20 protein-coding genes and 1 pseudogene are annotated in these 25,710 nt (G+C 58.3%); 20 read left to right on the top strand and 1 reads right to left on the bottom strand.

The features are described from left to right. The first annotated feature begins 142 nt into the window (after nt 1-142). The 14 genes from mraZ to ftsA all read left to right on the top strand — a co-directional run bounded on the left by mraZ (nt 143) and on the right by ftsA (nt 16,232). Nucleotides 143-568, top strand: coding sequence for a division/cell wall cluster transcriptional repressor MraZ (gene mraZ, locus NXF97_RS04260; RefSeq protein WP_274956570.1), 426 nt, complete (start codon nt 143-145; stop codon nt 566-568). 11 nt (nt 569-579) lie between these two features. Continuing rightward, nucleotides 580-1,575 carry a 16S rRNA (cytosine(1402)-N(4))-methyltransferase RsmH gene (gene rsmH, locus NXF97_RS04255; RefSeq protein WP_022373859.1) on the top strand — a complete coding sequence of 332 codons (996 nt, stop codon included), beginning with the start codon at nt 580-582 and terminating at the stop codon, nt 1,573-1,575. Beyond that, nucleotides 1,575-1,910, top strand: a complete 336-nt coding sequence (locus tag NXF97_RS04250) for a cell division protein FtsL (RefSeq protein ID WP_022373858.1) — start codon at nt 1,575-1,577, stop codon at nt 1,908-1,910. Before rsmH ends, NXF97_RS04250 begins: the two co-directional genes overlap by 1 nt. 2 nt (nt 1,911-1,912) lie before the next feature. After that, nucleotides 1,913-3,733 (top strand): peptidoglycan D,D-transpeptidase FtsI family protein, encoded by a 1,821-nt coding sequence (locus NXF97_RS04245; RefSeq protein ID WP_274956569.1) that lies wholly within the window; start codon nt 1,913-1,915, stop codon nt 3,731-3,733. Further along, nucleotides 3,726-5,249: a UDP-N-acetylmuramoyl-L-alanyl-D-glutamate--2,6-diaminopimelate ligase gene (locus NXF97_RS04240; protein ID WP_274956568.1), complete on the top strand. Its 1,524-nt coding sequence runs from the start codon at nt 3,726-3,728 to the stop codon at nt 5,247-5,249. Before NXF97_RS04245 ends, NXF97_RS04240 begins: the two co-directional genes overlap by 8 nt. Further along, entirely contained in the window at nt 5,246-6,649 is a 1,404-nt protein-coding gene (locus NXF97_RS04235; RefSeq protein WP_274956567.1) for a UDP-N-acetylmuramoyl-tripeptide--D-alanyl-D-alanine ligase, read from the top strand. Before NXF97_RS04240 ends, NXF97_RS04235 begins: the two co-directional genes overlap by 4 nt. Before the next feature lie 15 nt (nt 6,650-6,664). Continuing rightward, nucleotides 6,665-7,819, top strand: coding sequence for a phospho-N-acetylmuramoyl-pentapeptide-transferase (gene mraY / locus NXF97_RS04230; RefSeq protein WP_074009791.1), 1,155 nt, complete (start codon nt 6,665-6,667; stop codon nt 7,817-7,819). Nucleotides 7,820-7,845: 26 nt separating this feature from the next. After that, on the top strand, nt 7,846-9,363 hold the full coding sequence (gene murD, locus NXF97_RS04225) for a UDP-N-acetylmuramoyl-L-alanine--D-glutamate ligase (RefSeq protein WP_274956566.1): 1,518 nt from the start codon (nt 7,846-7,848) through the stop codon (nt 9,361-9,363). A 2-nt stretch (nt 9,364-9,365) separates the two neighbouring features. Continuing rightward, nucleotides 9,366-10,598: a putative lipid II flippase FtsW gene (ftsW, locus tag NXF97_RS04220; protein WP_274956565.1), complete on the top strand. Its 1,233-nt coding sequence runs from the start codon at nt 9,366-9,368 to the stop codon at nt 10,596-10,598. Between the two features lie 2 nt (nt 10,599-10,600). Next, nucleotides 10,601-11,707 carry an undecaprenyldiphospho-muramoylpentapeptide beta-N-acetylglucosaminyltransferase gene (murG, locus tag NXF97_RS04215; RefSeq protein ID WP_022373851.1) on the top strand — a complete coding sequence of 369 codons (1,107 nt, stop codon included), beginning with the start codon at nt 10,601-10,603 and terminating at the stop codon, nt 11,705-11,707. Between the two features lie 65 nt (nt 11,708-11,772). Next, complete coding sequence (gene murC, locus NXF97_RS04210; protein ID WP_274956564.1) at nt 11,773-13,176, top strand: UDP-N-acetylmuramate--L-alanine ligase; 1,404 nt, start codon at nt 11,773-11,775, stop codon at nt 13,174-13,176. 30 nt (nt 13,177-13,206) lie between these two features. Further along, nucleotides 13,207-14,163, top strand: a complete 957-nt coding sequence (locus NXF97_RS04205) for a D-alanine--D-alanine ligase (RefSeq protein ID WP_074009793.1) — start codon at nt 13,207-13,209, stop codon at nt 14,161-14,163. Between the two features lie 15 nt (nt 14,164-14,178). Beyond that, nucleotides 14,179-14,958, top strand: a complete 780-nt coding sequence (locus tag NXF97_RS04200) for a cell division protein FtsQ/DivIB (RefSeq protein ID WP_084765874.1) — start codon at nt 14,179-14,181, stop codon at nt 14,956-14,958. Next, nucleotides 14,958-16,232 carry a cell division protein FtsA gene (gene ftsA / locus NXF97_RS04195; RefSeq protein ID WP_274956563.1) on the top strand — a complete coding sequence of 425 codons (1,275 nt, stop codon included), beginning with the start codon at nt 14,958-14,960 and terminating at the stop codon, nt 16,230-16,232. The genes NXF97_RS04200 and ftsA overlap by 1 nt, the downstream gene beginning before the upstream one ends. A 233-nt stretch (nt 16,233-16,465) precedes the next feature. On the opposite strand, the gene NXF97_RS04190 is transcribed toward ftsA, so the two are convergent. Next, a complete protein-coding gene (locus tag NXF97_RS04190; protein WP_274956562.1) occupies nt 16,466-16,612 on the bottom strand; it encodes a hypothetical protein in 147 nt (48 codons plus the stop codon). Nucleotides 16,613-16,731: 119 nt separating this feature from the next. Between NXF97_RS04190 and NXF97_RS04185 the strand changes: the two genes are divergently transcribed. The 6 genes and pseudogenes from NXF97_RS04185 (at nt 16,732) to NXF97_RS04160 (ending at nt 25,607) form a co-directional block, all read left to right on the top strand. After that, complete coding sequence (locus NXF97_RS04185; protein WP_274956561.1) at nt 16,732-17,529, top strand: hypothetical protein; 798 nt, start codon at nt 16,732-16,734, stop codon at nt 17,527-17,529. 230 nt (nt 17,530-17,759) lie between these two features. Then, nucleotides 17,760-18,092, top strand: coding sequence for a hypothetical protein (locus tag NXF97_RS04180; protein ID WP_274956560.1), 333 nt, complete (start codon nt 17,760-17,762; stop codon nt 18,090-18,092). A 5-nt stretch (nt 18,093-18,097) separates the two neighbouring features. Further along, nucleotides 18,098-18,679, top strand: coding sequence for an integrase core domain-containing protein (locus tag NXF97_RS04175; RefSeq protein WP_338031955.1), 582 nt, complete (start codon nt 18,098-18,100; stop codon nt 18,677-18,679). A 297-nt stretch (nt 18,680-18,976) separates the two neighbouring features. Further along, nucleotides 18,977-19,588 (top strand): annotated as a pseudogene (locus NXF97_RS04170) (FAD-binding protein). Then, nucleotides 19,543-20,112 carry an FAD-binding protein gene (locus NXF97_RS04165; RefSeq protein WP_274956558.1) on the top strand — a complete coding sequence of 190 codons (570 nt, stop codon included), beginning with the start codon at nt 19,543-19,545 and terminating at the stop codon, nt 20,110-20,112. The pseudogene NXF97_RS04170 and the gene NXF97_RS04165 overlap by 46 nt, the downstream one beginning before the upstream one ends. A gap of 356 nt (nt 20,113-20,468) precedes the next feature. Next, the gene (locus NXF97_RS04160) at nt 20,469-25,607 is read left to right on the top strand and encodes a beta strand repeat-containing protein (protein ID WP_274956557.1); all 5,139 of its coding nucleotides are present in this window, start codon (nt 20,469-20,471) and stop codon (nt 25,605-25,607) included. The last annotated feature ends 103 nt before the right edge of the window (nt 25,608-25,710 follow it).

Here is a 25,710-nt window from a genome sequence, read left to right as displayed (position 1 = left end):
TGTTGTGCTAAAGTGCGCGGTGTGAAAAGGTGGGAAAAAGTGGGTTGCCGATCCGGAAACGGCCGCCCGCGGGATTGGTTTTCTCTGCCTGACACTGCCGCAGGCCGCGGCATGGCCAACTTTGTGTATCAGGGGCACAGACGTGTTTCAGGGAACTTCTTTATTAACGCTCGACGCCAAGGGACGGATGACGATGCCGACACGGTACCGTACGACCCTAGTGGATTCCTGCGGCCCTGACGTCACCTTAACGCGCCACCCTGACGGTTGCGTTCTGATTTACCCCCGTGCCGTCTGGCTTGAAAAAAAGAAAGCACTCGCAGCGCTTCCCTCAAGCGCGCGGATGCTGCAGCGCTTTGTTCTCGGAAGCGCGGTTGACCTCAGTATCGACAGTGCCGGGCGCCTTCTGATTCCGTCGGAATTAAGGGTGCTTTGTTCGCTGGATAAAGATGTGGCGCTCGTCGGTCTCGGGGAACATTTCGAAGTCTGGAATGCCCCCAAGCTCACCGAGCTTGAAGCTGCGGCATCTCAGGAACTTGTTGCCGCCGTGGCAGATTTTCACTTCTGACGGAGGCGCTTGTGACAGATACAGCCGCTTCACTTCAGAAAGAAAAAGCCTTTGTGCATCTGTCGGTCTTGGCCGAAGCCGCGCCGCAGGCACTTCTGACCGATCCCGACGGCATCTACGTGGATGCGACCTTCGGCCGCGGCGGGCATTCCCGCCGGATTCTTGCGGCTTTAAGCCCGAAGGGCAGGCTCATCGCCTTTGACCGTGATCCTGAAGCGGTGAGGGCTGCTGCTTCAATCACTGATCCCCGTTTTACGATCATTCCGGCGCCGTTTTCAAGGATGCAGGCTGAGCTCAGTGCGCGGGATGTTACCTCGGTAACCGGCGTTCTTATGGACATCGGCGTGAGCAGTCCCCAGATTGATGATGCCGAGCGCGGCTTTTCCTTCCGTTTTGACGGGCCGCTTGACATGCGCATGGACACCGAGCACGGGATCACTGCGGCTCAGTGGCTTGCAAAAGCTCCGGCTGAGGATATCGAAAAGGTTTTGAAAATCTACGGCGAAGAGCGCATGGCAGGCCGTATTGCCCGCACGATCTGCGAAGTGAGAAAAACGGAGATCATCGACCGGACGGCGCAGCTTGCCCGCATTATTGCTTCGGCTGTGCCCCGCTCACGGCAGGACCCGCAGCAGCATCCGGCCACCCGGAGCTTTCAGGCGATCCGTATTTTTATTAACGGTGAACTCGATGAGCTTACGGCGGCGCTCGAAGAGGCAGGCGGACTGTTAAAGCCCGACGGAAAACTCTGCGTGATCAGTTTTCATTCGCTTGAAGACCGTATCGTGAAGCGCTTTTTTGAGGCAGGTGCCCATCCTGAACGTGCCGTGGACAGCCGCATCGCGCTCACAAGCGACATGCTGCCCGCGCCCCTGTGGCGCGATGTCACGCGGATTAAGCCTGATGCCGGCGAGTGTGAGGCCAACCCCAGAGCCCGCAGCGCCGTGATGCGCACGGGCGTACGTACCGCGGCGCCTTGGGTGCCCGGCGGCAAGGGGAGGCTCTGATGCGCTTTAACGTCGGCCGTCTTTCCGAGCCTTTCCTCTTTTTGGTGGCACTCGTTTCGGTGGTGGTTCTCTGGTCGAGTGCCTGTGCGCTCGTCTGGACACAGTACCGGGTGAGGCTGCTGTTCACGGAAATTGAACGCGCCAACGATATGGCGCGGCGTTTGTCGGATGACTCAAGCCAGCTCGCGCTTGACCTTTCCAAAGCCGCGCTGCCCGCGGCTGTGAGTGAAAAAGCCCGTCAGATGGGCTTTGCCCCCGCCGATCTTGCGGCGACGGTGCTTCTTGAGGTTTCTCCCGAAGAGCTCGCCCAGAGACACCTGGAGGTGCGCAAATGAGAATGCCCGTCTTTCTCATCGGCCTCTGGCAGGGGCTCTGCCGCAAGGTGCAGCTCATCTGGAAGGAAGACAATTCGCCCAAAAAGCAGCACCCCAACGGCGGCGAAGAGGCGATGCTTCTGGTGCCGATTTCGCCGGGACGAAGCAAACTGCTGTTTTTCCTCTTTTTCTGCGGTCTCACCGCTGTTGTCTGCAAGGCCTTCTGGCTGCAGTGCGGCATTGACACGGAGTTTTTGCAGAAGCAGGGTGAGGCGCGTTACGCCCGCACGCTTTCTGTGCCCGCGCAGCGCGGTCAGATTGTGGACCGTAACGGCGTGGTGCTTGCTTCCACGATTCCGGCAAGAAGCATCTGGGCCGTACCGGAAGAAGCCGCTGAAGCAAGCCGCACGCAGATCGGAAAACTCGCTGAACTCGTGGGGGAGGATGAAAAAGCCGTCTGGCAGAGAATCCACGAGCGCCGTAACCGCAGTTTCGTCTACATCAAGCGTCAGCTTGACGTGGAAACTGCGCAGGCGGTACGGGATCTGCAGATTCCGGGGATTTACATCAGTAACGAAATGCGCCGCAACTACCCGGACGGCGAAATCTCCGCGCATGTGTTGGGCTTTACCGATTCCGATAATAACGGCCGTGAAGGGGTGGAACTTGCCGACAACGATCAGCTTGCGGGCAAACCCGGTTCGCGCCGCGTGATCCGTGACCGCCTCGGGCGCATTGTTGAAGACGTCTGGGTGAAGGAAGCCAAGGCCGGAGCCGACGTGGTTCTTTCCATCGATTCCCGTCTGCAGTTTATTGCGCATAACGCACTTAAAAAAGCAATTGCCAAGCATGAGGCAAAGGCCGGTGCGGTGGTTGTGGTGGACGTGCACACGGGCGAAATTCTCGCAATGAGCAACTGGCCCACCTATGACCCCAACGTGCGCCGCACGCTTCGATTTGAAAACGTCCGCAACCGGGTGCTCACCGACACGTTTGAACCGGGATCGACGATGAAGCCGTTTGCGGTGGCCAAAGCGCTTGACCTCGGGATAGTGAGGCCCGATACGCTGGTGCAGACTGCGCCCGGAAAGCTCACGATCGGCGACAGAACGATCGGCGACACACATAACTACGGCATGATCACCGTGAGTCAGGTGGTCTCAAAGTCAAGCAACATCGGCACGAGCAAAATCGCGCTTGAAATGACGCCGCAGACGTTGTGGCAGACCTATGAGGAGCTCGGGTTCGGGCGCTCTCCGAGAATCGGTTTTCCCGGCGCCGTCTCAGGGCGTCTGAGGCCCGCGGCCTCGTGGCGTCCGATTGAGCAGGCCACCATTTCCTACGGACACGGTATTTCGGTGTCGCTGATGCAGCTTGTGCGCGCCTATACGGCGCTCGCCCGAAACGGCGACGTGATCGATCTCACGTTCCGGCGCACCAACCGTGAAGCCCAGGGCATTCAGGTGTTTCGCCCGGAAGTGGCCCGCCAGATGCGCTCCATGATGATGGGAACGGTCACTGCGGGCGGCACGGCCCGGCGCGTGAGCGTGGAAGGGTATACGGTCGCGGGTAAAACCGGAACCGCCAATAAGATTGAAAACGGTGAGTACGTCAGTAAATACGTGGCCAGTTTTGTGGGCATGGCGCCCGCAGGGCAGCCCCGTATTATCGTGGCCGTCATGATTGACGAGCCCACCAAGGGCAGCTACTTCGGCGGCACGGTCGCCGGTCCCGTCTTTAACGACGTGGCCGCGGGCGCGCTGCGGCTGATCGGCGTACACCCCGATGATCCGACCGCGGTGAGCGGTTCCGGAATTTTTGTGAAAGGATTGCGAAATGACTGAGCAGGCAGACCGGACCCGCGATGCCGTTCTGACCTGGCTTAAGGCCAGAACAAAACCGGGCGCGCATCTTTGCATCGATTCCCGCAATATCCGGCCCGGGGACGTTTTTGTGGCGCTGAAGGGTGAACACACCGACGGCCTTTCATGGGCGCCGGTGGCGGTTGCCCGCGGGGCCGCTGCCGTTCTCACGGAAGAACGGGAAGGGGAAAAACGGCCGGTGCTGCAGGTGCCGGTTCTGGCGGTGCGTGAGCTTAAAAAACGGCTGGGAGAAATCGCCTCGGACTTTTTCGGCAGGCCGTCTGAGCACATGATGGGTACCGCCGTCACGGGTACCAACGGTAAGACAAGCATCAGTCACTGGACGGCGCGGCTTTTATCAGCGCTGCATCACCCCTGCGCAGCCGTGGGCACGATGGGGTGCTTTTATATGGGTGAGAAAATCCCGTCGCCGGCGCTCACGACGCCGGACGCAGCCAGTACCCAGGATCTCTTCAGTAACCTTTACGGCAGGGGCTGTCAGGCGTTTTGTATTGAAGCGAGTTCCATCGGCCTTGTGCAGGGCCGTCTTGACGGAACGGCCTTTCATACGGCGGCCTTCACCAACCTCACGCGGGATCATCTCGATTATCACGGCTCGATGCAGGCCTATGAAGAAGCCAAGGCTCTGCTTTTTGACTGGCCGGGCCTGAAATGCGCGGTCATCAATGCCGACGATGCCGCAGGGCGCCGGTTGATTGAAAAGACGCTCGCGCACGGTGTGCGCACGATTGCCTGCACGCTTGACGCGGCACTTCAGATTGAAGGCTGCGAAATGTTGGCGGCCGGAAACATCCGAGCGGCGCATGCCGGTACCGCTTTTGACGCTCTCTGGCGGGGTGAACGCTTTGAAATTGAAGCAGCCGTGCTCGGGCGCTTTAATGTCGCGAACCTTCTTGAGACGGCGGGTATTGTTCTGAGCCTCGGCATTCCTGCCCGGGCCGTTTTCGGAAAACTTACGGAACTCACACCCCCTGCGGGACGCCTTCAGACTGTGACAAGCGAAGGTGCGCCGCTTGCGGTGGTTGACTACGCACATACGCCGGATGCCCTCGAAAAGGTTCTCACGGCTTTGCGTGAAACGGCCGAGCACAGAGGCGGCAGGCTTTGGTGTGTTTTCGGCGCGGGCGGCGACCGTGATCCGGGCAAGCGCCCGATCATGGGGCGCGTTGCGGCGGAGCTTGCCGACGTCGCGGTGGTCACAAGCGACAATCCGAGAACCGAAGAGCCTGCCGTGATTGCGCAGGCTGTGGCCGAGGGCGCAGCGCCTGCCCGGGAGCGCCGGGTCGTGCTTGACCGGCGCGAAGCGATAGTCTCGGCTGTTACTGAGGCGGCTGCGGCCGACGTGGTGCTCATTGCCGGCAAGGGCCATGAGGATTATCAGGAAATTCAGGGCGTCAAACACCATTTCAGCGATGTTGAGGTGGTGCGGGAAGCATTTAACGAACGCCGTACGCGCGTCGGGGGAAAATCAGCATGAAACAGGCGCAGACGGGGTGGACTTTTCACGCGTTGTTAAACGCACTGGGGCCGCTTGTAAGGGATGTGGACGGACAGACGGGGGCTGAACTCGGTGAGATCAGCACCGACAGCCGCACCATCACATCGGGCTCGGTTTTTGTCGCCCTCAAGGGCCCCAATTTTGACGGACACGACTACGCCGTTGCCGCCAAAGACCGCGGTGCCGGCGTGCTCATCGTCGAGCGTAACGTCGGTACCGGCGCGTCCTGCCCGCAGATCATTGTGACCGACACCGTGGAAGCCTACGGTGCACTGGCGCGGGCCTGGCGCGCGCAGTTTTCGATTCCGCTCATCTGTGTCGTGGGGTCCAACGGTAAGACCACCACCACGCAGATGATTGCCTCCATTCTGAGGCAGGCCTGCGGCGAAGAGGCGATGCTTGCCACGGAAGGCAACTTCAATAACGCCGTGGGCGTACCCCGCATGCTTTTGAAACTCACACCGCGCACGAAGGCGGCGGTGATTGAGGCCGGTATCAGCCACCCGGGTGAAATGGCGCAGTTAATCAGCTGGATTCGTCCGACAGTGGTGGTGATCACAAACGCCCAGCGCGAACACCAAGAATTTTTAAAGGGCGTTGAAGCGAGTGCCCGTGAAAACGCGATGGCGCTGGTGAGCCTCTCTGCCAAGGGGACGGCAGTGCTTCCGGCCGACGATGCCTGTCTGCCCGTGTGGCTTGAGTTTGCCCGTGCCCGCGGCTGCAAGGTTGCGACCTATGCCGCCGGCGACACCGATTTTGCCGTGGATCTCAGAGCCACGGAAGCAATGGGCACGGTCACGATGGCGTTTGGCTCGGAAACCCTCAGACTCGAACTCAAAATGGCCGGACGCCATGCTGTGCATGATGCGGCTGCGGCCGCTGCGGCTGCGGTGGCTGTGGGCGTCAATTCCCTCGCGGTGGAGGCGGGCTTAAGAAGTTTTGAGCCCGTGGAAGGCCGCGGGCGGCGCCACGTGCTCAGAAACGGCACGGTCATCATCGATGACGCGTATAACGCCAATCCCGACAGTATGCGCGCCGCCGTTGATATGCTGAGCCGCCTCTCCGGGCCCCGCATCTTTGTGGCGGGGGATATGGCCGAGACCGGCGGCGAAAACGTCGAAAGCTATCACCGTGAAATCGGGCAGTATGCCCGTGAGCACGGCGTGGACCGGTTCCTCGCCGTGGGTGAGGCAATGAAAAGCGCCGTTGAGGCTTTCGGCGCCGGTGCGCGGCACTTTGCAAGCCGCGATGAGCTGACGGCAGCGGCCATGGAAACGGCCAAGACGCCCTGCACGATGCTTGTGAAGGCTTCCAACAGTATGGGTCTGCAGCACGTGGTGCGCGACATCGTCTCCGAACTCGGCATTACGGATAAATAAACAAGAAGAAAAACAATGCTTCTTTATCTTTTTCAAAGGCTTGCGGAAGATATTCCGGCCTTCAGCGTCTTTAACTATCTTTCCTTAAGAGCAGTGCTTGCCGCGCTCACGGCTCTGGCAATCGGTTTTGCGGCCGGGCCCTGGGTGATCCGTGAACTCAAAAAACTCAAGATCGGTCAGGCCGTGAGAAACTGCGGGCCCAAAACGCATCTGGTGAAGGACGGAACGCCCACGATGGGGGGCTCTCTCATTTTGGTGGCAATCGGGCTTTCGACACTTTTGTGGATGGACCTCTCCAACCGTTTTGTCTGGGCCGTTCTTTTTGTGACGCTCGGATACGGCGCAATCGGCTGGGTCGATGACTACAGAAAGGTTGTGCATCACAACCCGCAGGGGATGAGTGCCCGCGAAAAGTTCAGCTGGCAGAGTCTCATCGGTATTGTGACGGCGGTCTACCTTGCTTTTGCCGTTTCCATGCCCACCGACACGCATGTCTGGGCAACGGTGATGCACTGGGTGGAAAACGGGTTTGCGCTCTCGGAACCGGGTAAGCTCGAACTCACCATTCCCTTCTTTAAGCAGGTGAGTTTTCCCTTCGGTGTCTGGGGCTTTCTGCTTCTCACCTACATCGTGATTGTGGGTACTTCCAACGCCGTCAATCTCACCGACGGCCTCGACGGCCTGGCGATTCTCCCGTGCGTGATGGTGGGCTCGGCCCTCGGAATCTTTGCCTACGTTGTGGGCCGCCCTGACTACGCGTCCTACCTTTATTTTTCCTATATTCCCGGGGCCGGAGAGCTTGTGGTCGTGTGCGCCGCGATGGCGGGCGCGGGCCTTGCTTTCCTTTGGTTTAACGCCTACCCTGCGCAGGTCTTTATGGGTGACGTCGGGGCGCTGGCTCTCGGCGGCGCCTTAGGCACCATCGCCGTTATTGTGCGGCAGGAAATCGTGCTCGCCATCATGGGCGGGATTTTTGTGGTGGAAACGCTCTCGGTGATGATTCAGACGGTCTACTTCCGGCTCTCTCACGGTAAGCGCGTTTTCCTGATGGCGCCGATTCACCATCACTTTGAACTCAAGGGCTGGAAGGAGACGCAGGTAGTGGTGCGCTTCTGGATCATCACCTTCATTCTGGTGCTGATCGGTCTTGCAACACTGAAGATCCGTTGAGTCGGGCTTTCCTGGGAGCAGAGGACATGTCAAATCAGTCGGTGCGTCTGGCAACAGGTAAAAGAGCGCTGGTTTTGGGGTGCGGTGCTTCGGGTGCAGCCTGCGCGCGGTTTCTTTATTCCCGCGGCTGGGATGTGACGATGGCTGACAGCCGCACCAATCCGGCGGCTGCCGATGCGCTTGCCGCAGAACTGCCTCATATTGAATTTTCGTTCGGGGGCTTTAATCCCGATCTTGTGCGGGGTGCTTCGCTTCTGGTGATAAGTCCGGGGCTCTCGCCCTCACATTCTGCGGCAGCCGCAACCGTCAACCTCGCACACGAACTCGGCATTGAGGTTGTGGGCGAAATTGAACTCTTTGCCCGGGAGATGAAGCGTCTGAAGGCCTTCTGCGGCTACTCGCCCGTGGTGGTGGGAATCACCGGCACCAACGGCAAAACCACCACAACAACGATTACGGGTCTGATGGCCAAGGCTTCGGGTAAAACCGTGTGCGTGGCCGGTAACATCGGTCCCAATGCGCTCACCGAGCTCACCAAAGCGCTCGCAGCCGGAAAACTGCCTGAAGTCTGGGTGCTTGAGCTTTCAAGCTTTCAGCTTGAGACGACGTCATCGCTCGAGCTTACCGCTGCCGCGTACTTAAACCTCACCGAAGACCATATCGACTGGCATGGGTCGCTGGAAAACTACGCGCAGGCCAAGGGCCGGATTTTCCTTCATGCCCGCTCGAGGATTTTGAACCGCGCCGATCCCGTGAGCATGCGCTGGGCAGAAAATACGGCAGGCGCGGCTGTGCGCACCTTTGCGCTCACCAAACCCGAAAAGCCGGGTGAGTGGGGCGTGACCGAGGACGCGGGTGTGGAGTGGATGAGTTTTATCGCACCGCAGACAACGCCCGCGGCAAGCAGCAAAAAAGCGCAGCTTTCGGCCTGGGACGCTCCGGAAATGAGTCTTCTGATGCCTTCGGCCGCGCTCAAAATCCGCGGCCGGCACAATGTGCAGAATGCTCTGGCGGCACTTGCGCTTGCCGACGCCGCAGGTTTTTCGCTTGCTGCGGCCTTGGAGGTGCTTGCAGGTTACACCGGAGAAGCCCACCGCGTGCAGCACGTTCTCACGGTTAACGGTATTGAATTTATCGATGACAGCAAAGGCACCAACGTTGGCGCTGTGGCCGCTGCGCTTGAGGGCCTGGCGGTCGGGGGACGAAAGTGTGCGCTCATCATGGGCGGCGACGGCAAGGGCCAGGACTTCGCGCCGCTCTCTTCATACGTGCAGCTGTTTGCGCGCTCGGTGGTTTTGATCGGTCGCGATGCCGTCCGGATTCAGGAGGCACTGAAAAACACGGGCGTGCCCCTTGAAAATGCGGGTACCGACTTTGAGGGTGCGGTGGACAAAGCCTACGCCTCGGCTCAGAGCGGAGACGCCGTGCTTTTAAGTCCCGCGTGCGCAAGCTGGGATATGTTTGCCAATTACGCCGAACGCTCGGCCCGCTTTATTGCGCGCGCCCAAGAGATTGCCGCGCGCACTGAGGAAGGAAGCCGCTGACGATGGCCTGGTTTTTCCCTGGACGGGCTCCGGCCCGGCAGATTGAGGATGATTTAAGCGGCTCCACGGTGTTGCAGACAGGGGGCCGTGCCAAGCGTATCCGTGCCGAGGGTATCGACTGGAGCATCCTTTTTATCACGGGGTTTTTGCTTGCTTTCGGTTCCCTGATGGTGTATTCGGCCTCGATTTCGCTCGCCGACAGCCCGAAGTTTGACACGAGCTACACGCACTTTTTCGTGCGGCATCTGATTTCCATTGCGGTTGCCGCGGTCGCAGGCAGCATCGTCTACCGTATCCCCATGCGCTTTTGGGAGCGTGTTTCGGGGATTCTCGTCATCATCGCCGTATTGCTTCTGATCGCCGTTCTTATTCCGGGAGTCGGTCACAGCGTAAACGGCGCCCGGCGCTGGATCGGCTTCGGTTCTCTGACGATTCAGGTCACGGAAATTGCAAAGTTTGCGGCCTTGATCGGCGCAGCCGGCTTTACTGTGCACCGGCAGGAATTCATGCATTCCTTTACGAAGGGCTTTGCCCCGATGGCGCTGGTGATGGCAGTCGTCGCCTTTCTCATCAACATGCAGCCTGACCTAGGGGCCACCTTCGTCATTGTCTGCATCGCGCTCGGAGTGCTTTTCCTCGGGGGACTTAATCTCAGAATCTTCATGGTGGTTCTGGCTGCCGTGATTTTCGCTGCCGTTATGGCCGTTTATATGTCGCCCTGGCGCGTGGGCCGCGTGATGGCTTACCTTGATCCCTGGAGCAGCGACTATGCGCTCGACAAAGCCTATCAGTTAAGCCACTCGCTTATTGCCTTCGGGCGCGGCGAATGGCTCGGCGTCGGGCTCGGGGCGTCGGTGGAAAAACTCAACTATCTGCCTGAAGCGCACACCGACTTTATTTTGGCGGTGGTGGGTGAAGAGCTCGGGTTCGTGGGCGTGATCTGTGTCTTTATTGCCTATTACTTCCTGGTGCGCCGCGCGTTTTCGATCGGACGGCAGGCCATCAAGCTTGACAGGGTGTTTTCCGGACTCGTTGCCGAAGGCGTGGGGCTTTGGATCGGCGTGCAGGTGGTGATTAACGGTGGCGTGGCCACGGGGCTATTCCCGACCAAGGGTCTGACGCTCCCGCTGATGAGCTACGGCGGCTCAAGCCTGCTCGCTACAATTGCGGCTGTCGCTGTTTTACTGAGAATTGACGCGGAAAACCGCATCCTGATGCGGGGCGGAAGGGTTTAGTCATGTCTGAAGAAAATAAAAAGCATTTGGTGGTAGCTGCCGCAGGAACGGGCGGACACGTGTTTCCGGCGCTTGCGGTGGCGCGTGAGCTCAGAAACCGCGGCTGGAAGATTTCCTGGATCGGAACGCAGACCGGGATGGAGTCCAAACTCATTGCCAAAGACGCTATTGATTTCACGGGCCTGGACTTTAACGGCGTCAGAGGCAAGGGTTTTTTTGGCATGATCTCCGGCGGCATCAAGCTTTTAAAAGCCATGTCGCGCTGCAAAAGCCTCATGCGCGAACTCAAACCCGATGTGATGTTTACCACCGGCGGCTACGTGGCCGTGCCGGTTGCTTCCGGATGCCGCAAAAACGGCGTGCGTGTGGCGGTGATGAACTGCGATGCCGACCTTCTGATGTCCACTGAGATGATTCTCAAGGACGCCTGGGGCGTGGCCTGCGGTTTTGCCGGTTCGGCGCGCTCGCGGGCAGCCAGTAAGGGCCGCATCACCGGTAACCCGGTGCGCGCGGAAATCGAGGCGGTTGAGGCGCCTGAAACGCGCCTTGCAGGCCGCACGGGCCCTCTGAAGCTCCTTGTTTTCGGCGGCAGCCTCGGCGCACGTGTCTTAAATGAGACGGTGCCTAAGGCGCTTGCGCTTTTTGACCCGGAAAACCGTCCTCAGGTACTGCATCAGTGCGGTGCGGGCTCGGTGGAAGAAGCCAAAAAATGCTATGCCGATGCCGGGGTTGAAGCTGAGATTGTTCCCTTTATCGAGGATATGGCCAAGGCCTATACGGAAAGCGACCTTGTGATCTGCCGGGCGGGCGCGACGACCGTGGCGGAACTCTGTGCGGCGGGCGCTGCTTCCGTTCTGGTACCTTTCGTGGCAAAGACCACCAAACATCAGCTCGGTAACGCCCGCTATATGGCGATGAACAACGCCGGTCTGTGTGTTCCGCAGGAAAGCCTCACGCCTGAACACCTCTTCGGAATTCTCGCGAGCATGAAGCGCGAAAAGATTCTGCAGACTGCGGTAAACGCCCGTGCGCTTTGCCGCCTGAAGGCAGCCGCGGCTGTTGCCGACATGATTGAAGACATCGCGGCAATGAAGACCAAGCCCGTCTGACGGGGCACTCAAGGTCGGTAAAGCTGCTTTGGACTGCGGTTTCTGAAAAAAGGTTGATTTGAGTTATGAAGTTCGTTGTCAAGCATCTGCATTTTGTCGGTATCGGCGGCACCGGGATGTGCGGCATCGCCGAGGTGCTCCTGAACCTCGGTTACACCGTAAGCGGCTCGGATCTGGCTGAAAACGCCGCCACACGCAGGCTCAAAAGCCTCGGCGCCGTGATTTACCGCGGGCATGACGCAAAAAACATTGAAGGCGCCGACGCCATCGTGATTTCCAGCGCCGTACATGCCGACAATCCGGAAGTTGTGGCCGCCAAGGCGGCCCATATTCCGGTGGTGCCGCGCGCGGTGATGCTCGCAGAACTCATGCGTCTGCGCCGCGGTATTGCGATTGCCGGGGCGCACGGCAAGACCACGACGACGTCGCTTACGACCGCGCTTTTGGCCGCCGGGGGGCTTGATCCCACCTATGTGATCGGCGGCAGACTCAATAGTTCCGGCACCAACGCCCGGCTCGGTGCCGGCGAATACATCGTCGCCGAAGCCGATGAGTCCGATGCCTCGTTTTTGAATCTCACGCCGGTGCTTGCGGCCGTCACCAACATCGATCAGGACCACATGGACACATACGGGCACGACTTTGAGCGGCTCAAGCAGGCTTTTGTGGATTTTCTGACGCGGCTCCCCTTTTACGGGGTGGCGGTTCTGTGCAGTGATGATGAGAACGTGCGCTCGATCATCCCGCGCGTGCCGCGCCGCGTGGTGGAATACGGTTTAAACGACAAGGCCGAAGTACGGGCCATTGACGTGAGAACCGACGGCACACGGATGCGCTTTACGATTTTAAGGCCCGAGCATCAGCCGCTGCCCGTGGTACTGAATCTGCCGGGGCTGCACAACGTGCGTAACGCCCTGGCGGCCGTGGCAATCGCCACGCTCGTGGGCGTCACGGACGAAGCGATTGTGAAGGGGCTGGCCGAATTTACGGGCGTAGGCCGGCGCTTTGCCCAGTACGGGGATCTCCCCGTGACGGGCGCCGAGGGTAAGACCATCGGCAGCTTTAAGCTCGTTGATGATTACGGACACCACCCGCACGAGATGGCGGCAACGATTGCCGCGGTGCGCGGCGCATGGCCCGACAAGCGCCTGGTGGTGGTGTTTCAGCCGCACCGCTACACGCGCACCCGTGACTGCTTTGAAGACTTTGTGAAGGTTCTCTCTCAGGCTGACGTGGTGGTGCTCGCGGACGTTTACCCCGCAGGGGAAACGCCGATTGCGGGCGCAGACGGCCGGGCTCTGGCGCGTGCCGTACGTCTTGTCGGTAAGGGGGATCTCATTTTCTGCGACAGCGTCGATGAGGTGCCGCAGGCCGTGATGCAGGTGGTGCGTGACGGCGATGTCGTGGTGACGATGGGGGCGGGTTCCATCGGGCGCGTCGCGCCGATTCTTGCGCACCATGAGCTCTGAAGAAACGGAAAAAATAAGGAAAAGGAATAAATGCAGGCAGCAGTTGATGTGAAGGCCCTGGGACATGTGGCCGTTCTCATGGGGGGCTTCAGCTCCGAGCGCGAAGTTTCGCTTTCAAGCGGTGAAGGCGTTTTAAAGGCGCTCTTATCCAAGGGCGTCAATGCCGAAGGCTTTGACCCGGCGCGCCGCAGCATCACGGAGCTTGCCGCGGGCGGCTTTGACCGTGTGTTTATCGCGCTTCACGGGCGCTTCGGCGAAGACGGCACGGTGCAGGGGGTGCTCGAGTATCTCGGCATTCCCTATACGGGACCGGGCGTGAAGGCAAGTGCCGTTGCGATGGATAAGAGTGCAACGCGTCTTGTTTGGGATGACGCAGGACTGCCCCTGGCGCGCGGCATGACGGTCACATCAGCCGATCAGGCGCAGGCTGTGTTTGAACGTTTGGGCGGCAGCGTCGTCGTAAAGCCTGACTGCGAGGGCTCTTCGATCGGCGTGACGAAACTCAAGGACGCAACGGTTGACGCGATTCGTGATGCTCTTCAGAAGGCCCTGAAGCTTGATCGCGAGGTTCTCGTGGAAGAGCGCATCTTCGGGCGTGAGCTTACGGTCGGAATTCTCGGAGGCAAGGCCCTGCCCGTGATTGAAATCAAGGCGCCTGCGGGCGACTACGACTATCAGAACAAGTATTTCGGCAACGCCGTCAAATACGACTGCCCGGCAGAACTGCCTCAGGCCGTTACTGAGGCCGTGCAGGCGGCGTGCGAAAAAGCCTTTGCAGTTTTGGGCGCCCGCGGCTGGGGCCGCATTGACCTGATGATGAGGCCCGACGGCAGTTTTGTGCTGCTCGAACTCAATACGAGTCCCGGCATGACGCCGCATTCGCTTGTGCCGATGGCAGCGCGTGCCGTGGGACTTTCCTATGAGGATCTTGTGGTGAAGGTTCTTGCCTCGGCTGCGCTGGATCATGTGCGCCCCAAGGTGCAGTAACGGACGTGACGGACAATGCAGAAGAAGAGGGTTTGGCGCTGTGTTTTTGTTGCCGCGGCTCTTTTGGCCGCCGCGGGCGGCGCTTACCGTTTTCTCACGTCTGAGGCCAACACCGTCCGTGAGCTTTACATTGTCGGGGATGTGAAGGGACCTTCGGTGAATGAAATGCAGCAGGTCGTGCAGCGCACGGTGCAGGGCACGCTTTTCACCGTAAACCTTAAGGCCGTGAAAGAGGCGGTGCAGGAATTAAGCTGGGTTCAGAGTGCTTCCGTTGAGCGCGTCTGGCCTGACGGCCTGAAAGTGACCGTGATCAAACACAATCCGGTTGCGATTTGGGAAGACGGCCGGCTTGTGTCTTCCGAGGGTATTCTCTTCACCGGAAACGATGAGTCCATCGAAAAGCTTGCCGACATGCCCATGTTTTCCGGCGATGCAGCCTATTCTGTGCAGGCCGTGCAGTATCTGCCGGCTTTTATGAAGGCCGCCAAAGCGCTCGGCGGGCGTCTGAAGGGGGTGCATGCGTCATACCGCGGCAGCTGGAGCGTGACGGTGGAACTCAAAACAACGCCGGTGGTGACCATAGAACTCGGACGGGCACTGACGGAAAACAGTCCCGTGGAGCGGCTTGAGCGTGTGGTAAAACACTATCCGGATCTGTGCCGCATCATGCAGGGTTATCCTTTGAAAATTGATGCCCGTTACCGCGATGCGTTTGCTGCACAGCTTCCGAACGCCGAGTCGGCCAGACTTTGGCGTCTGGAGCACCCCGCGGTACAGAAAAAAGGTGAAGGTTGATGGATTCGGCAGTAAAGTCCTCGCAGATTGCAGCGCTTGATATCGGTACCGCCAAAATTTCCGTGGTGGTGGCCGACGTTGACGACACGGGCGAGATCCGTGTGGTCGGCATCGGCAAGGTGGAAGCCTTGGGGATTTATGACGGCAGCATTCAGGACGTGGAGCTCGCCGTTGACTCAATCCGCAAGGCTGTTGCCGAAGCCGAAGCAATGAGCGGGCGCAAGATTACGGCCGTGTCGGCGGCATTGACCGGAAAGTATCTGCATTCCGTGAACCGCAAAGGGCGTCTTGTGCTGAGTGAAAATGAAGTGACGGCGCAGGATGTGCAGCGCGTCACGCGCCTGGCGATGGCTTTTGACCCGAAAAACGACAGCAGGGGCCGGGGTGACGATGACCGCGTGGTCTCGCACCTGGTGAAGGGATATACGCTTGATAACGACACGGCAACGCTTATTGCCGATCCGGTCGGCATGTCCGGTAACGTCATTCACGCGCATGTGCATCTCGCGGTCGGTTCGGAATCGATCGTGGCAAATCTCATCCGCTGCATCCGCCGCGCGGGGCTTGACGTGGAGGCGCTTATTCTTCAGCCCTGGGCGAGTGCAGCGAGCTGCCTGACGCCCACGGATAAAGAGCTCGGCGTCATCATGATGGATTTCGGCGCGGGCTCGGTGGACCTGGCCTGCTACGAGCGCAGCCGGATAGAAAAAACAGAAGTGATACCCGTGGGCGGCAATCTTTTTACCCGCGATATTGCCGGGGTTCTGGGCTGCTCCCTGGATGATGCCGATGACCTTAAGCCCACGTATGCGCATATCGGTGTGAGGCCTGGTGATGACTATGAAACAATCCGTTATGTCTGCGAAGCCACCCGGGAAGAAAAGGTTGTCCCCTGCCGTAAGCTCGTGGAAGTCGTGACCTGCCGCGCCGAAGAAATTCTCAAAGTGATCCGCGACCGGTTTCTTGCACCGGAAAACTGGCTGCAGAGAGCGGCCGGGGGCATTGTGATCACAGGAGGCTGTACGCGGATGCCGGGTTTTGCCGAGCTTGTCGCGAAGGTGATGCAGCTGCCGGTCCGCTTAGCCTCTCCGGGACACAAGGAAGGTAACGGCAGCGAAGATCTCATCGGGGTTGAGGATTCAACCGCGATCGGCGTGATTATTGAGACCGTGCGGCGCCGCCGCTTAAGCGGCAAGGCTCGTGCGGCGGACGGACATCTCGGCGGCTTTATGGCCGGTTTCAAGCGGATGATCTTCGGCGACTTTTCCGGCTAGAGGAAAAAAATAAACCCGAGTCGGCAACCGACTCGGGTCAGGAATTGTGGGGTGGAGATGCACCCAGCACACTCAATGTGTGCGCACCTATTTCGATGATTCCTCCTGTCTGAGGTCTTTTCGAGGTGCTTTTGTGATGAGCGCTATGCGCTTTTTGGTTCGGTCGTTGTCTGCTGACCGGCGGCTTCCGTCAGGTAGCCGAGTCCGTCCACATACTTGCGGATGTCTTCCCGTTACCAGTAGAGCTTAGCGGAAAATCCTTCAACCGGTTTCGGGAAGCGGGTCTTGTCCGAGTACCGGCGGCGCTTGAACGGCGTGACGGAAATTCCCATGAAGGCGGCTGCGGCTGCTTGGTCCATCAGAAGTGTTGTGTTATCCATGGCGATTGCTCCAGTCATTGTTGTCGTTCTCTTGTTCAATTGCTCTTTTCAGTTGTTCGTCGGTGTAGGCGTATCGCTCGTCCTTTCCCCTTGTCAGATGCCGCATCGCATAGAACTCCATGACAATTCGTGACAGCGCTGAGGCTATGTACGAATTCATGGGCCGCACGGGTGCTATGCGGTTTGATCGTATTGCCGGCATCGCCTCCGTTGCTCGCAAGCCGACGGCTCAGCAGTTGACCATACTCGGGCGTAGCTCGAAGGGCGGGTATTTGGCCCTGTCACTCAATACGCCGGAAGGGCGCATTGTTGATGACACAGAGCTTGATTCCGCTTCGCCGCGGCTGATTGAAGACTTCTTTGCGCAGGCGCAGGAAAAGGCTGATCGTGGCGTGGCAGGTGCGTGGGCGTCCCGTGGCAAGGCGAACGCCGGTAGCCGCACGTCTGAAGTGACGGAAACGCTTTCCACGGATCCGCAGATCGGTGCATCTTTCCACACGTTGACAGACGCGGGCGCGGTGAACGTCGTTGAAACCGTTGACGACTTGCCTGCGGAGATTCGCAGTCAGATCGATGACACGGAACAAAGCCGGTCTCCGATGAAGTCGCCGCGTGCGGACATTAAGCGCGGCCTCAATGCGATGGCTCGTCTCATTGCGGATCACAAGACGCAGTACCGTGCAATGTTCCGACAGGGGCTTGGGTGGGTTGATTTTGAGTACGGCTCTGAAGGTTCGGAACGTATTAAGGGCAACGGCTCTCGCAAGGGCGCACAGGGCATTATCCACATAATGGAGGCACGTTACCGTAAAGACGGCTACAACGAAAAACAGATCGGTGACTTGCTGGATGATGTGGTCTACGCCATTGCCGAAGGCCACGAAACCTCCCGTCTCAATAAGAGTGGGGTCACTTAAACGTTACGATTGAGAACTTCCGGAACGGAAAGACAACGCGCGTTGCGCTCACGAAGACGCCAAGTAGCGACGCTTGGGTGGTGACAGGATTCCATGTTGATGGGCTTGTTGCGACAGGTGCCACTAGAAAGGGTGATGGCAATGCTAGCGCTACGCATCAGCGGCCTACACTCAGTCGTCCGCAGAAGGGAGCTGTCGCAACAGACTCGGTTCTTATTTTAGGGAATCGTGTGCTTACGATCAAGCATTCCGACAACGGCGACATCCAGGGGTTGTATGACCCGGCTTCCGGAAAGTCCTATCTCATCGCCTCGAACCTCTCGAAGGACACGGCAAAAGGTGTGTTTCTCCATGAGGTCGGCGTGCATATGGCGACCGACGGTTCCGGCCGCGCAGCTATGGAGCCGCTGATTGCCCGGGCCGCTCAGATCGTGATTAACGGAGCGTCCAACGGTGACGCCACTGCCAAGGCTGTTTTACAGCGTATGGAAGACGCGGGGCTTATTGAAACAGTCGGCGACCGCAAGAACATCAAGAAGGGTCAGGAAGAAGAGGCCCGGTAGATGTCATTGTCGACGTCTACAGCCGCATGGTTGTGAGCGCCAGGGTATTCGAGGCTGATAATGCCGACTTCGCCGTGCGCTTTCTCGGGGATGCCTTCAGGCGATACGGAATCAAGCCCGGACAGCTTGTCGTGCACTCAGACAATGGTGCGAGCATGAAGGCCGCTCCCACTTTGGCTTTGCTTGAGAAAAACGGAATTACCTTCTCGCACAGTTGTCCGCGAGTCAGCAACGACAATCCGTATTCGGAGTCCTTCTTCCGTGCGCTCAAGTACAGCGGCGATTACCTGTACCACCGTGACGGCTTCGACAATGCTGAGGAAGCTGAGCAATGGGTGCAGGGCTTTGTAGACCACTACAACGAGCACCACAGACACCGCGGCATCCGCATGGTAACGCCGGGGCAGCGCTATCGCGGCGAGGACGCGGAGGTGCTGCGCCGACACAGGGAGACGATGCTGGAGGCTCGCAGACGCCATCTGGAGCGCTGGATCACCGGGAGAGTGCTGAACTGTACGCCGATCAAAGAGGTGTGGCTTAACCCCGAAAATGGGCAGTTGGAGGAAAAGCATGCCAAGGCAGCTTGAACAAACGCCCCGCTGTTGCTGCAACAGGGCGTTCAACGGTTTCCCGCGGGCCTCAGGCTCGGACTCCTCCTGCTGAGATTTCTTAACCGCGTGAACGGTGTTCTCAAACTCGTGAACACCCCCGTTTCTTACTTTCGTGAACGGTGCAGCACAGCTGCATCAAAGGTTTTTCTACGGGCTAAAAAACTCTAGGTGAATCCGCCGGAGGCGGAGTGGGCAGAGCCCCTCAGAACTCACACATATAAAAATTTGTAAATTAGAGGAAAGAAGACTTGACATCTACCGGGTCTCTCGGGAATTGTCGCGGCGCTCGCAGCCCGGGAGCGCGGTGCGCAGGTTCTTCTGATTGATAAAGCCCGCAAAGATATGCGCGGCGGTAATTCTCGCGTCTGCCTTGGGTCTTTTCTGATGCCAAAGGACAAAAGCCCCGAAGCGCGGACTGCCTTTATTGAAGATGTCGCCAAAAAGTCAATGGGCGGCGGACGTACGGATCTCTACGAAGTGCTCGCCGATCAGATTCTCGATGCCGTGGCCTAGGCTGAAAAGCACGGCGCCCGGTTTGAGCCCTGGCTGCAGCAGTCTCCCTGGCGGCTCGGAGTGCGGAATGCCTCGCCGGGCCAGTACCGCTGGATGCCCAAACTGCTCGAGACACTGCACACGGCTTATGAAAAGGCGGGGGAAAAAGCACTGTATCAGACAAAAGCAGTGCGGCTGCTTGTCAACAGTAAGGGCGCAGTCTGCGGCTGCCGTGTAAAGACCCGAAAGGGTCTGGTCGATATTGAGGCGAAGGGCGTGGTGCTTGCCACCGGCGGCTACTCCGCCAACCGTGCGTTACTGGAAGCGGCACATCCGGGCGGCGCTTTGTGGATGAATCGATCGGTTACGCTGCCTTCGGCAAAGCGACCCTGAAGCAGCCTCAGCAGCAGGTGGCGCTCATTTTTGACGAAAAGACGCGTCAGGCGGAAAAGCGTATCGGTATGTCGATGACGCTCTTTGAAAAGGCGGGCGGCGGTCTTATTACCGCGGACGGAATCGACGATCTGGCTGTTAAGCTCGGCGTCCCGGCGGGGGTTTTAAAGGAGACGGTGCAATCCTTTAACGCCAAGGTGAGGGCAGACGGTACGGCGCCTGAAGCCGTGCCTCCGAAATCCCATCTGGCGGCCAAACTCGACATGAAGGGCAGGCTCTACGCTTTTTATCCGCTGACTCCTTCCATCACCATGGTTTACGGGGGACTTACCATCGACACGAAGGCCCGCGTCACCGCGCAGGACGGTGATGTGATGCGCGGACTGTATGCGGCGGGTGAAACCGTGAACCTCTACTATATGGACTATCACGGCGGCGGCATTTTGTCGCAGTGCCTGGCTTTCGGTCGCGTGGCCGGAGAGGGTGCGGCAAAGCTTGCCGGGCACGGAGGGCGAGTGTTTTAAATATCGGTGATGTAACACGTAGCAGCGGGCGTAAAGCGCGTCACTCTGACATCTGTTTATCGAAGACGGCGCGGGTAAAACCGCGCCGTTTCCGTTCTTAGAAAACTTTATTTCATTTTTGACGAAAAACCGATCACATTTCCGGGTGACAATCCGGCCGAAAAACTCAAAACGTTGTAAAAGAACAACAAAAAATAAATTCTTTTAGCAAAAAACGCCGAAAAGTATAAGGGAATACCCCCCCCCTGTAGACAAATGCAGAAATTCTTATTCTGCGAATGTACCGCCTCGATAGGCGGGGGTGCATGCGTCCGAAAGATGCGTGCAGAAAAACGAAAATTTTCGGAGTTTTGTAAATGAACGAATCTTTTAAGGTCGTCTTCTCCAAGGCGCGTTCCGCGCTGATGGTCGTCAATGAAGCGACTTCTTCCGTTCAGGCCAAGGGCACAAAGACGGTGATCGCAGCAGCCGCTGCCGCGATGCTCGCCGGCGGTGCTGTGGCCGCCGAACCGACAGGCAACGATGCAATTATCGGCAAAGATGCCTCGCTGACAGTGGGTTGGGTTGTCGACAGCACTAATGCACAAAATAGTGCCATTAAGACGACGCACACCGGCCTCGTTGATGAAAACAAGTCCGGCTATACGGCTGATGCGGCTCTCACGGGTAAGAATGTGAAGCTCATGGGCGGCAAGCTCGTTGTGACGGCCACTGAAAACAGTGGCGCATCGACTGGTTACTCTCAGATTGTGACCGCCATCGGCAGCGGTACGATCGAACTGACGGCCAACAACGGCGCAGACAAGAAGAAGCAGGACGCAAAGGTCACCTACAACAGTGCTGATGCCGTCGGCGTTGTGACTGATGCAACTCAGAAAAAGACCTACGGTGATGTCACGGTCAGCTTCAAGAAGAATACCGGCACCGCAACAAAGACTGATGAAAAAGCTGTTTCTCAGTTGGTTCAGGAGGCAGGCCAGTCGGGTAGTTTTGTCCTCGGCCATAAGGCTGACTCCGCCGTGCGCGGTGACGGTTCGGCTGTCGTGACGCTGGACGTTGAAGCCGGTGCCAATGCGCGGGTTGCTGCTGCATCGAACAAGAACATCGACCTCGAAAATGTTGTCTTCACCAATAACGGTGAACTGACTCTCTCCGGTGCCGCAGTTAACTTCAAGTCCGATTACGCCGCTCAGAAGGGTACGCTGAAGGTTAGCGGTGCTGCCACCTTCACGGATGCAAGTCTGAACGGTACGAATGTTTTGGTCGGTACAAAGCCGGCCGAGGATAAGCTCACCTACACAGAAGCCTTCAATGATACCCTGACGGTTACCGGTGTGGGCGAAACCCTGACGGCAGACGTTTTGACGGTTAACGGCAAGGCAGCGAACGTATCCGGCCAGGCTGTTGCCACCGTCGGTACGGTTAATCTGCTTGGAAGTGAAGCCCTGACGTTCGGCGAGCTGACAGATACGACAGCTGTTTCACACACGATTACCGCTCTTAATCTCACGGGCGCTTCCGGCGGCTTGGTCGTCAACGCTCACAATACAGTGACCGGTGATACGGTCGTTGCTGCTAAGACCGGCAACAAGATCACCAACAACGGCTCTGTGAACTACAAGACAGTGACTGTTACGGCCGGTGATACGGTTGACAGCGTTGGCCTGACGGTCGAAGGCAGCGGTAGTCACACCTTCGGTGCCGTGACGGTGGCGGGCTCTGCCAAGGCTGGCGCCACAATGACGGTTGCGGGCGGTCAGGCTGCCATTGACACGCTCACGATTTCTGGTATTGCCCTGAATAAGGAAGGTTTGTTTGAGATCAATGACACCGCCTACGCTGCTCACACTCCCGTGAAGTACACGGTTGACGCGAAGACGGTTGATGTTCAGAGCTTCGGTCAGCTCAAGCTTACCAAGGGTTCACTGAAGGCCGGCACGATGACCGTAGCCAAGGATGGTACGGTTGAAACTGCCGCCGATCAGGTTGCTCAGATCGGCTCTCTCACCAATGCCGGCACTGTCACGCTGAGCGGTTCTACCACGGTCGGAGACCTGACAAATACCAATGCGCTGAACGCAATCGGCGCTCTGACGATTGAGGGCACGGCTTCCAACTCCGGCGCCATTATTGGTACCAATATCAGGGTGAATGGCGATCTCACCAACACTGGCCGGATCAACATCGGTACTGATGGTGCTCTGACCGGTGGCGCTACAGCGCTCACCGTTGCCAAGGGCGGCAAGCTCACTACCAAGATCACCAAGTCTTATGGCGTCGGAACTACGACCATTCAGGGTACGTTCAATCTGACGGAACTCAACTCCCACGTTGATCCGACGACCGCTGATACGGCTCCGGCTGATCAGCTGCTGCTCACCGGCAATATGACGCTTGACGGCGGCCTCGTGACCTTGAGAGATCAGGAATTCACGGGCAATGTCCAGCTGGGTTTTAAACCGGGAACGACGATTCTTCCTGCTGCCCTGACGGTTAAGGGGGATCGTAATTATGCTTCTCAGCAGATTACCTTCTATCCGGGTGGGACTGGTGCGAGCGGTTCTACGCTGGTCCTTGATACGACTTATACCGGCACCTACACGGTTGGTAAGCTTGATGCTAAGGGCGCTAATAGTGTTGCCGTTAACGGCGGCACGCTTGCCGTGACCGATAAGCTCACCACCGGTGCCACTGGTGCTGTCACGGTCGGTGCCGGCGGCACGCTCACTGTGACAAATACCGCCATCGGCCTTTCTGTGAAGGACGGTGCCGCTGTATGGGATAAGGAAGGTGAGACGGGCCATGAAGCCGTGTGGTTTAACGGTCTTGGTACAAATGCCGGTAAGGTGGTTGTTACCGGTCTGACGGGTGAGATTACACAGACTGCCCTGACGGACGCTTCCTCCGGCCTGGCCGCCAAGCTTGGTACTTCAGTCGGCAGCAGCAACTCCGCCGGTGCTCTTCTTGACCTGGGTGCTCTGAAGATCAAGGAACTTTTCGGAACCGATGGAACCATCACAGCTGCCACGGCTGCCAGTTTGGCCGGCGTTGTGACGGATGATACGAAGGGTGGCGTGGTTTCCGGTGTCACCGATCAGTCGCTGATCGGCGAATACAAGGCCTTGAAGCTCAGTGACAATACGGATACGTACGACGTTAAGGGCAAGCTGGTGCTCAACAACACCGGAAAGGTCATCACCTACGATACGACCGGTGCTTCCGCAACCAAGGATAATTTGGCAAAGGTTATGCTCGCTGCTGCCGGCGACCTCACCGTTACGGGTGACGGTGCTGTTCTCGGTGAAGTGACCTCGGGTGCCGCAGACAGCAAGCTCACGGTTGCTTCTGCCAACGCCACGATTGAAGGTAACGTGAATACGTCCGGCTCTGTGACATCCCAGGCTGGTTCCAATGTGACGATTAACGGTGACGTCAAAATCACTGATACGTTCCAGGTTGACGGCACTGTCACGATGGGTACCGCAACGGTCAACGGTCAGCAGCTTCCTGCTCAGGCCACGATCGGCACGCTCAACGTTGGGGATACCGGCGTGTTCAATAACGCAGATCTCACGTCTTTGAACCAGGCTGGTACCGTTTATGGTACCGCTAACCTTGGAAAGCTCAGTGCTACCTTGGGTCTGACAGTGAAGGGTCAGGCGGTTGTGGGTGAACTGAAGGAAGGCTCTGTCACGGTTGTTGCAGAACCCGCTGACCATACCCAGACGGAGCTCTTCAACAAGGCTAACGGCTACATGATCAACGTGGCCGACGCCGCACTGGCTTCTGTCGGTACGGTTGCAAGCGGTGCTATAGTGACTGTGGATGCTGGCGCTATCGTTGCTTTCGGTCAGACCTCTGCTGTGGCTGATGCCCAGAAGGCTTTTGCTGAAACCGGATATGGCCTGGGTTCGAAACCTTTGGATACCGATGGTGTGACGGTTATTAACAAGGATAAGAAACTTGTTACGTCCGTGATCTATGTCGGTAACCAGGTTGCCGCGACCACGAAGGCTGCCGCTGCTCCGACGTATGTGTCTGTGAACGGTATCGGCGCTACTGCTGACGAAGTGAACGTCGGTGCCAACCAGATGCTCATCATTGATGCTGATAAGGTTGATGTGACGGGTACGACGGCTGTGTTCGGTGGTCCTGTTACGTTTGATTCGAATGCTGTGGCTTCGATTGCCAACTTCTCTGTCCACGACAAGATCAAGATCGGTGCTTTCAAACAGGGCACTGATTCGGCCGCTAACTTCGGTGATGCGCTGCATGACATGACTTGGGCGGGTGATCTCCTGACGGAAGTTGAGTTCACGACGACGGGTACAACGACGACGGATACAACGACGACCGAAGGCACGGTTGAACTCCGTATGATCAATGAGAAGGACGACGGCTACGCTGATATCGCCGCTACTGCAGGCTTCGGTGTTGCCTACGCCATGTTCGATCAGAACATGGACAACGGCACCTCGTCTTCCGCGAAGTTCAACAAGTGGTTGTACTCCACCACGAGCTGGACTGATGCCAACGGCAATATGTCTCTCACGCAGATGCAGACGGCCGCTAAGGACGTCGCAAGCCTCGGCGCCACGACCGGTGTTCAGACGATGACGATGGACGCTGTGAACCAGATGGGTGAAACGGTTGCTGACCGTGTGTCGCTCCTCACCCAGCGTGCTGCCGGTGTGAACGTTTGGGCTGCCGCCAACGGCGGTATGTTCGAAGCCAAGTCGCTCTTTGACGGCGCAGGCTACGAAAGCGACATCTACTCCGGTGTTCTCGGTGTTGACTACCAGTTCGCCTGCAACGCTGTTTTGGGCGCCGCTCTGACGATCGGGACGGCCGACACGGACAACAAGAACTCCACGGTTAAGGCGAGCACCGACTCTGACCTCGTGGGCTTCTCCGTCTACGCCAGCAAGACCTTTGCTGACGTTCTCGGTGTGTCCGCTGACATCGGTTACCTCACGGCTTCCAACGACGTGACCGCCAACGGTTACGGCCAGGCTTGGAAGTTCAGCCAGGATACCGATGCCTTCACGATCGGCCTGCGCACTGAAGTCCTCGCGGAAGTCGGCGCTGTGAAGCTCGTGCCCCATATCGGCATCCGCTACACGGCTCTGTCGACCGACGGCTTTGAAGCCGGTTACAAGACCGAAATCGACGATCAGAACGTCTTCCAGATGCCGGTTGGTGTCACCGTCTCCGGTGACTTCCAGACGGGCGACTGGACGGTTGCTCCGAAGTTCGATCTCTCGGTTGTCCCGACCTTCGGCGACAAGGATGCTGACCTCAAACTCGGCATCACCGGTGTGAACGCCACTGACGACCTCGCGGTCCGTGTGATTGACTCCAACCCGGTTCAGGCAACGTTGGGCGTCAATGCCACCAACGGCGCCTGGGGCTTTGGTCTCAACTACAAGCTCGGCGTGGGCAGCGACGACCGTATGAACAACACGTTCAACGTCAACGTCCGCTACGCGTTCTAATCGAACGGGTATGAAAAAAACTCAGTCCGGGTAACCGGACTGAGGCCCGAGCCGCCTAAAGCGGATAACGCCACGGCGGCAAGGGCAAGCGCTTTACCGCTTT

The organism is Duodenibacillus massiliensis (genome assembly GCF_928721995.1).
GTDB lineage: Bacteria > Pseudomonadota > Gammaproteobacteria > Burkholderiales > Burkholderiaceae_F > Duodenibacillus > Duodenibacillus massiliensis.
Note: the sequence above shows the minus strand (reverse complement) of the source record. Positions and strands in the feature narration are given on the sequence as shown.

Bases quoted from the DNA above. Each gene is read 5' to 3' on its own strand.
- NXF97_RS04185 (WP_274956561.1), top strand. From the start codon at position 16,732: ATGACAATTCGTGACAGCGCTGAGGCTATGTACGAATTCATGGGCCGC.
- ftsA (WP_274956563.1), top strand. From the start codon at position 14,958: ATGGATTCGGCAGTAAAGTCCTCGCAGATTGCAGCGCTTGATATCGGT.
- NXF97_RS04245 (WP_274956569.1), top strand. From the start codon at position 1,913: ATGCCCGTCTTTCTCATCGGCCTCTGGCAGGGGCTCTGCCGCAAGGTG.
- ftsW (WP_274956565.1), top strand. From the start codon at position 9,366: ATGGCCTGGTTTTTCCCTGGACGGGCTCCGGCCCGGCAGATTGAGGAT.
- NXF97_RS04160 (WP_274956557.1), top strand. From the start codon at position 20,469: ATGAACGAATCTTTTAAGGTCGTCTTCTCCAAGGCGCGTTCCGCGCTG.
- murD (WP_274956566.1), top strand. From the start codon at position 7,846: ATGTCAAATCAGTCGGTGCGTCTGGCAACAGGTAAAAGAGCGCTGGTT.
- NXF97_RS04240 (WP_274956568.1), top strand. From the start codon at position 3,726: ATGACTGAGCAGGCAGACCGGACCCGCGATGCCGTTCTGACCTGGCTT.
- NXF97_RS04235 (WP_274956567.1), top strand. From the start codon at position 5,246: ATGAAACAGGCGCAGACGGGGTGGACTTTTCACGCGTTGTTAAACGCA.
- NXF97_RS04190 (WP_274956562.1), bottom strand. From the start codon at position 16,612: ATGGATAACACAACACTTCTGATGGACCAAGCAGCCGCAGCCGCCTTC.
- mraY (WP_074009791.1), top strand. From the start codon at position 6,665: ATGCTTCTTTATCTTTTTCAAAGGCTTGCGGAAGATATTCCGGCCTTC.
- murG (WP_022373851.1), top strand. From the start codon at position 10,601: ATGTCTGAAGAAAATAAAAAGCATTTGGTGGTAGCTGCCGCAGGAACG.
- NXF97_RS04205 (WP_074009793.1), top strand. From the start codon at position 13,207: ATGCAGGCAGCAGTTGATGTGAAGGCCCTGGGACATGTGGCCGTTCTC.
- NXF97_RS04250 (WP_022373858.1), top strand. From the start codon at position 1,575: ATGCGCTTTAACGTCGGCCGTCTTTCCGAGCCTTTCCTCTTTTTGGTG.
- murC (WP_274956564.1), top strand. From the start codon at position 11,773: ATGAAGTTCGTTGTCAAGCATCTGCATTTTGTCGGTATCGGCGGCACC.
- NXF97_RS04200 (WP_084765874.1), top strand. From the start codon at position 14,179: ATGCAGAAGAAGAGGGTTTGGCGCTGTGTTTTTGTTGCCGCGGCTCTT.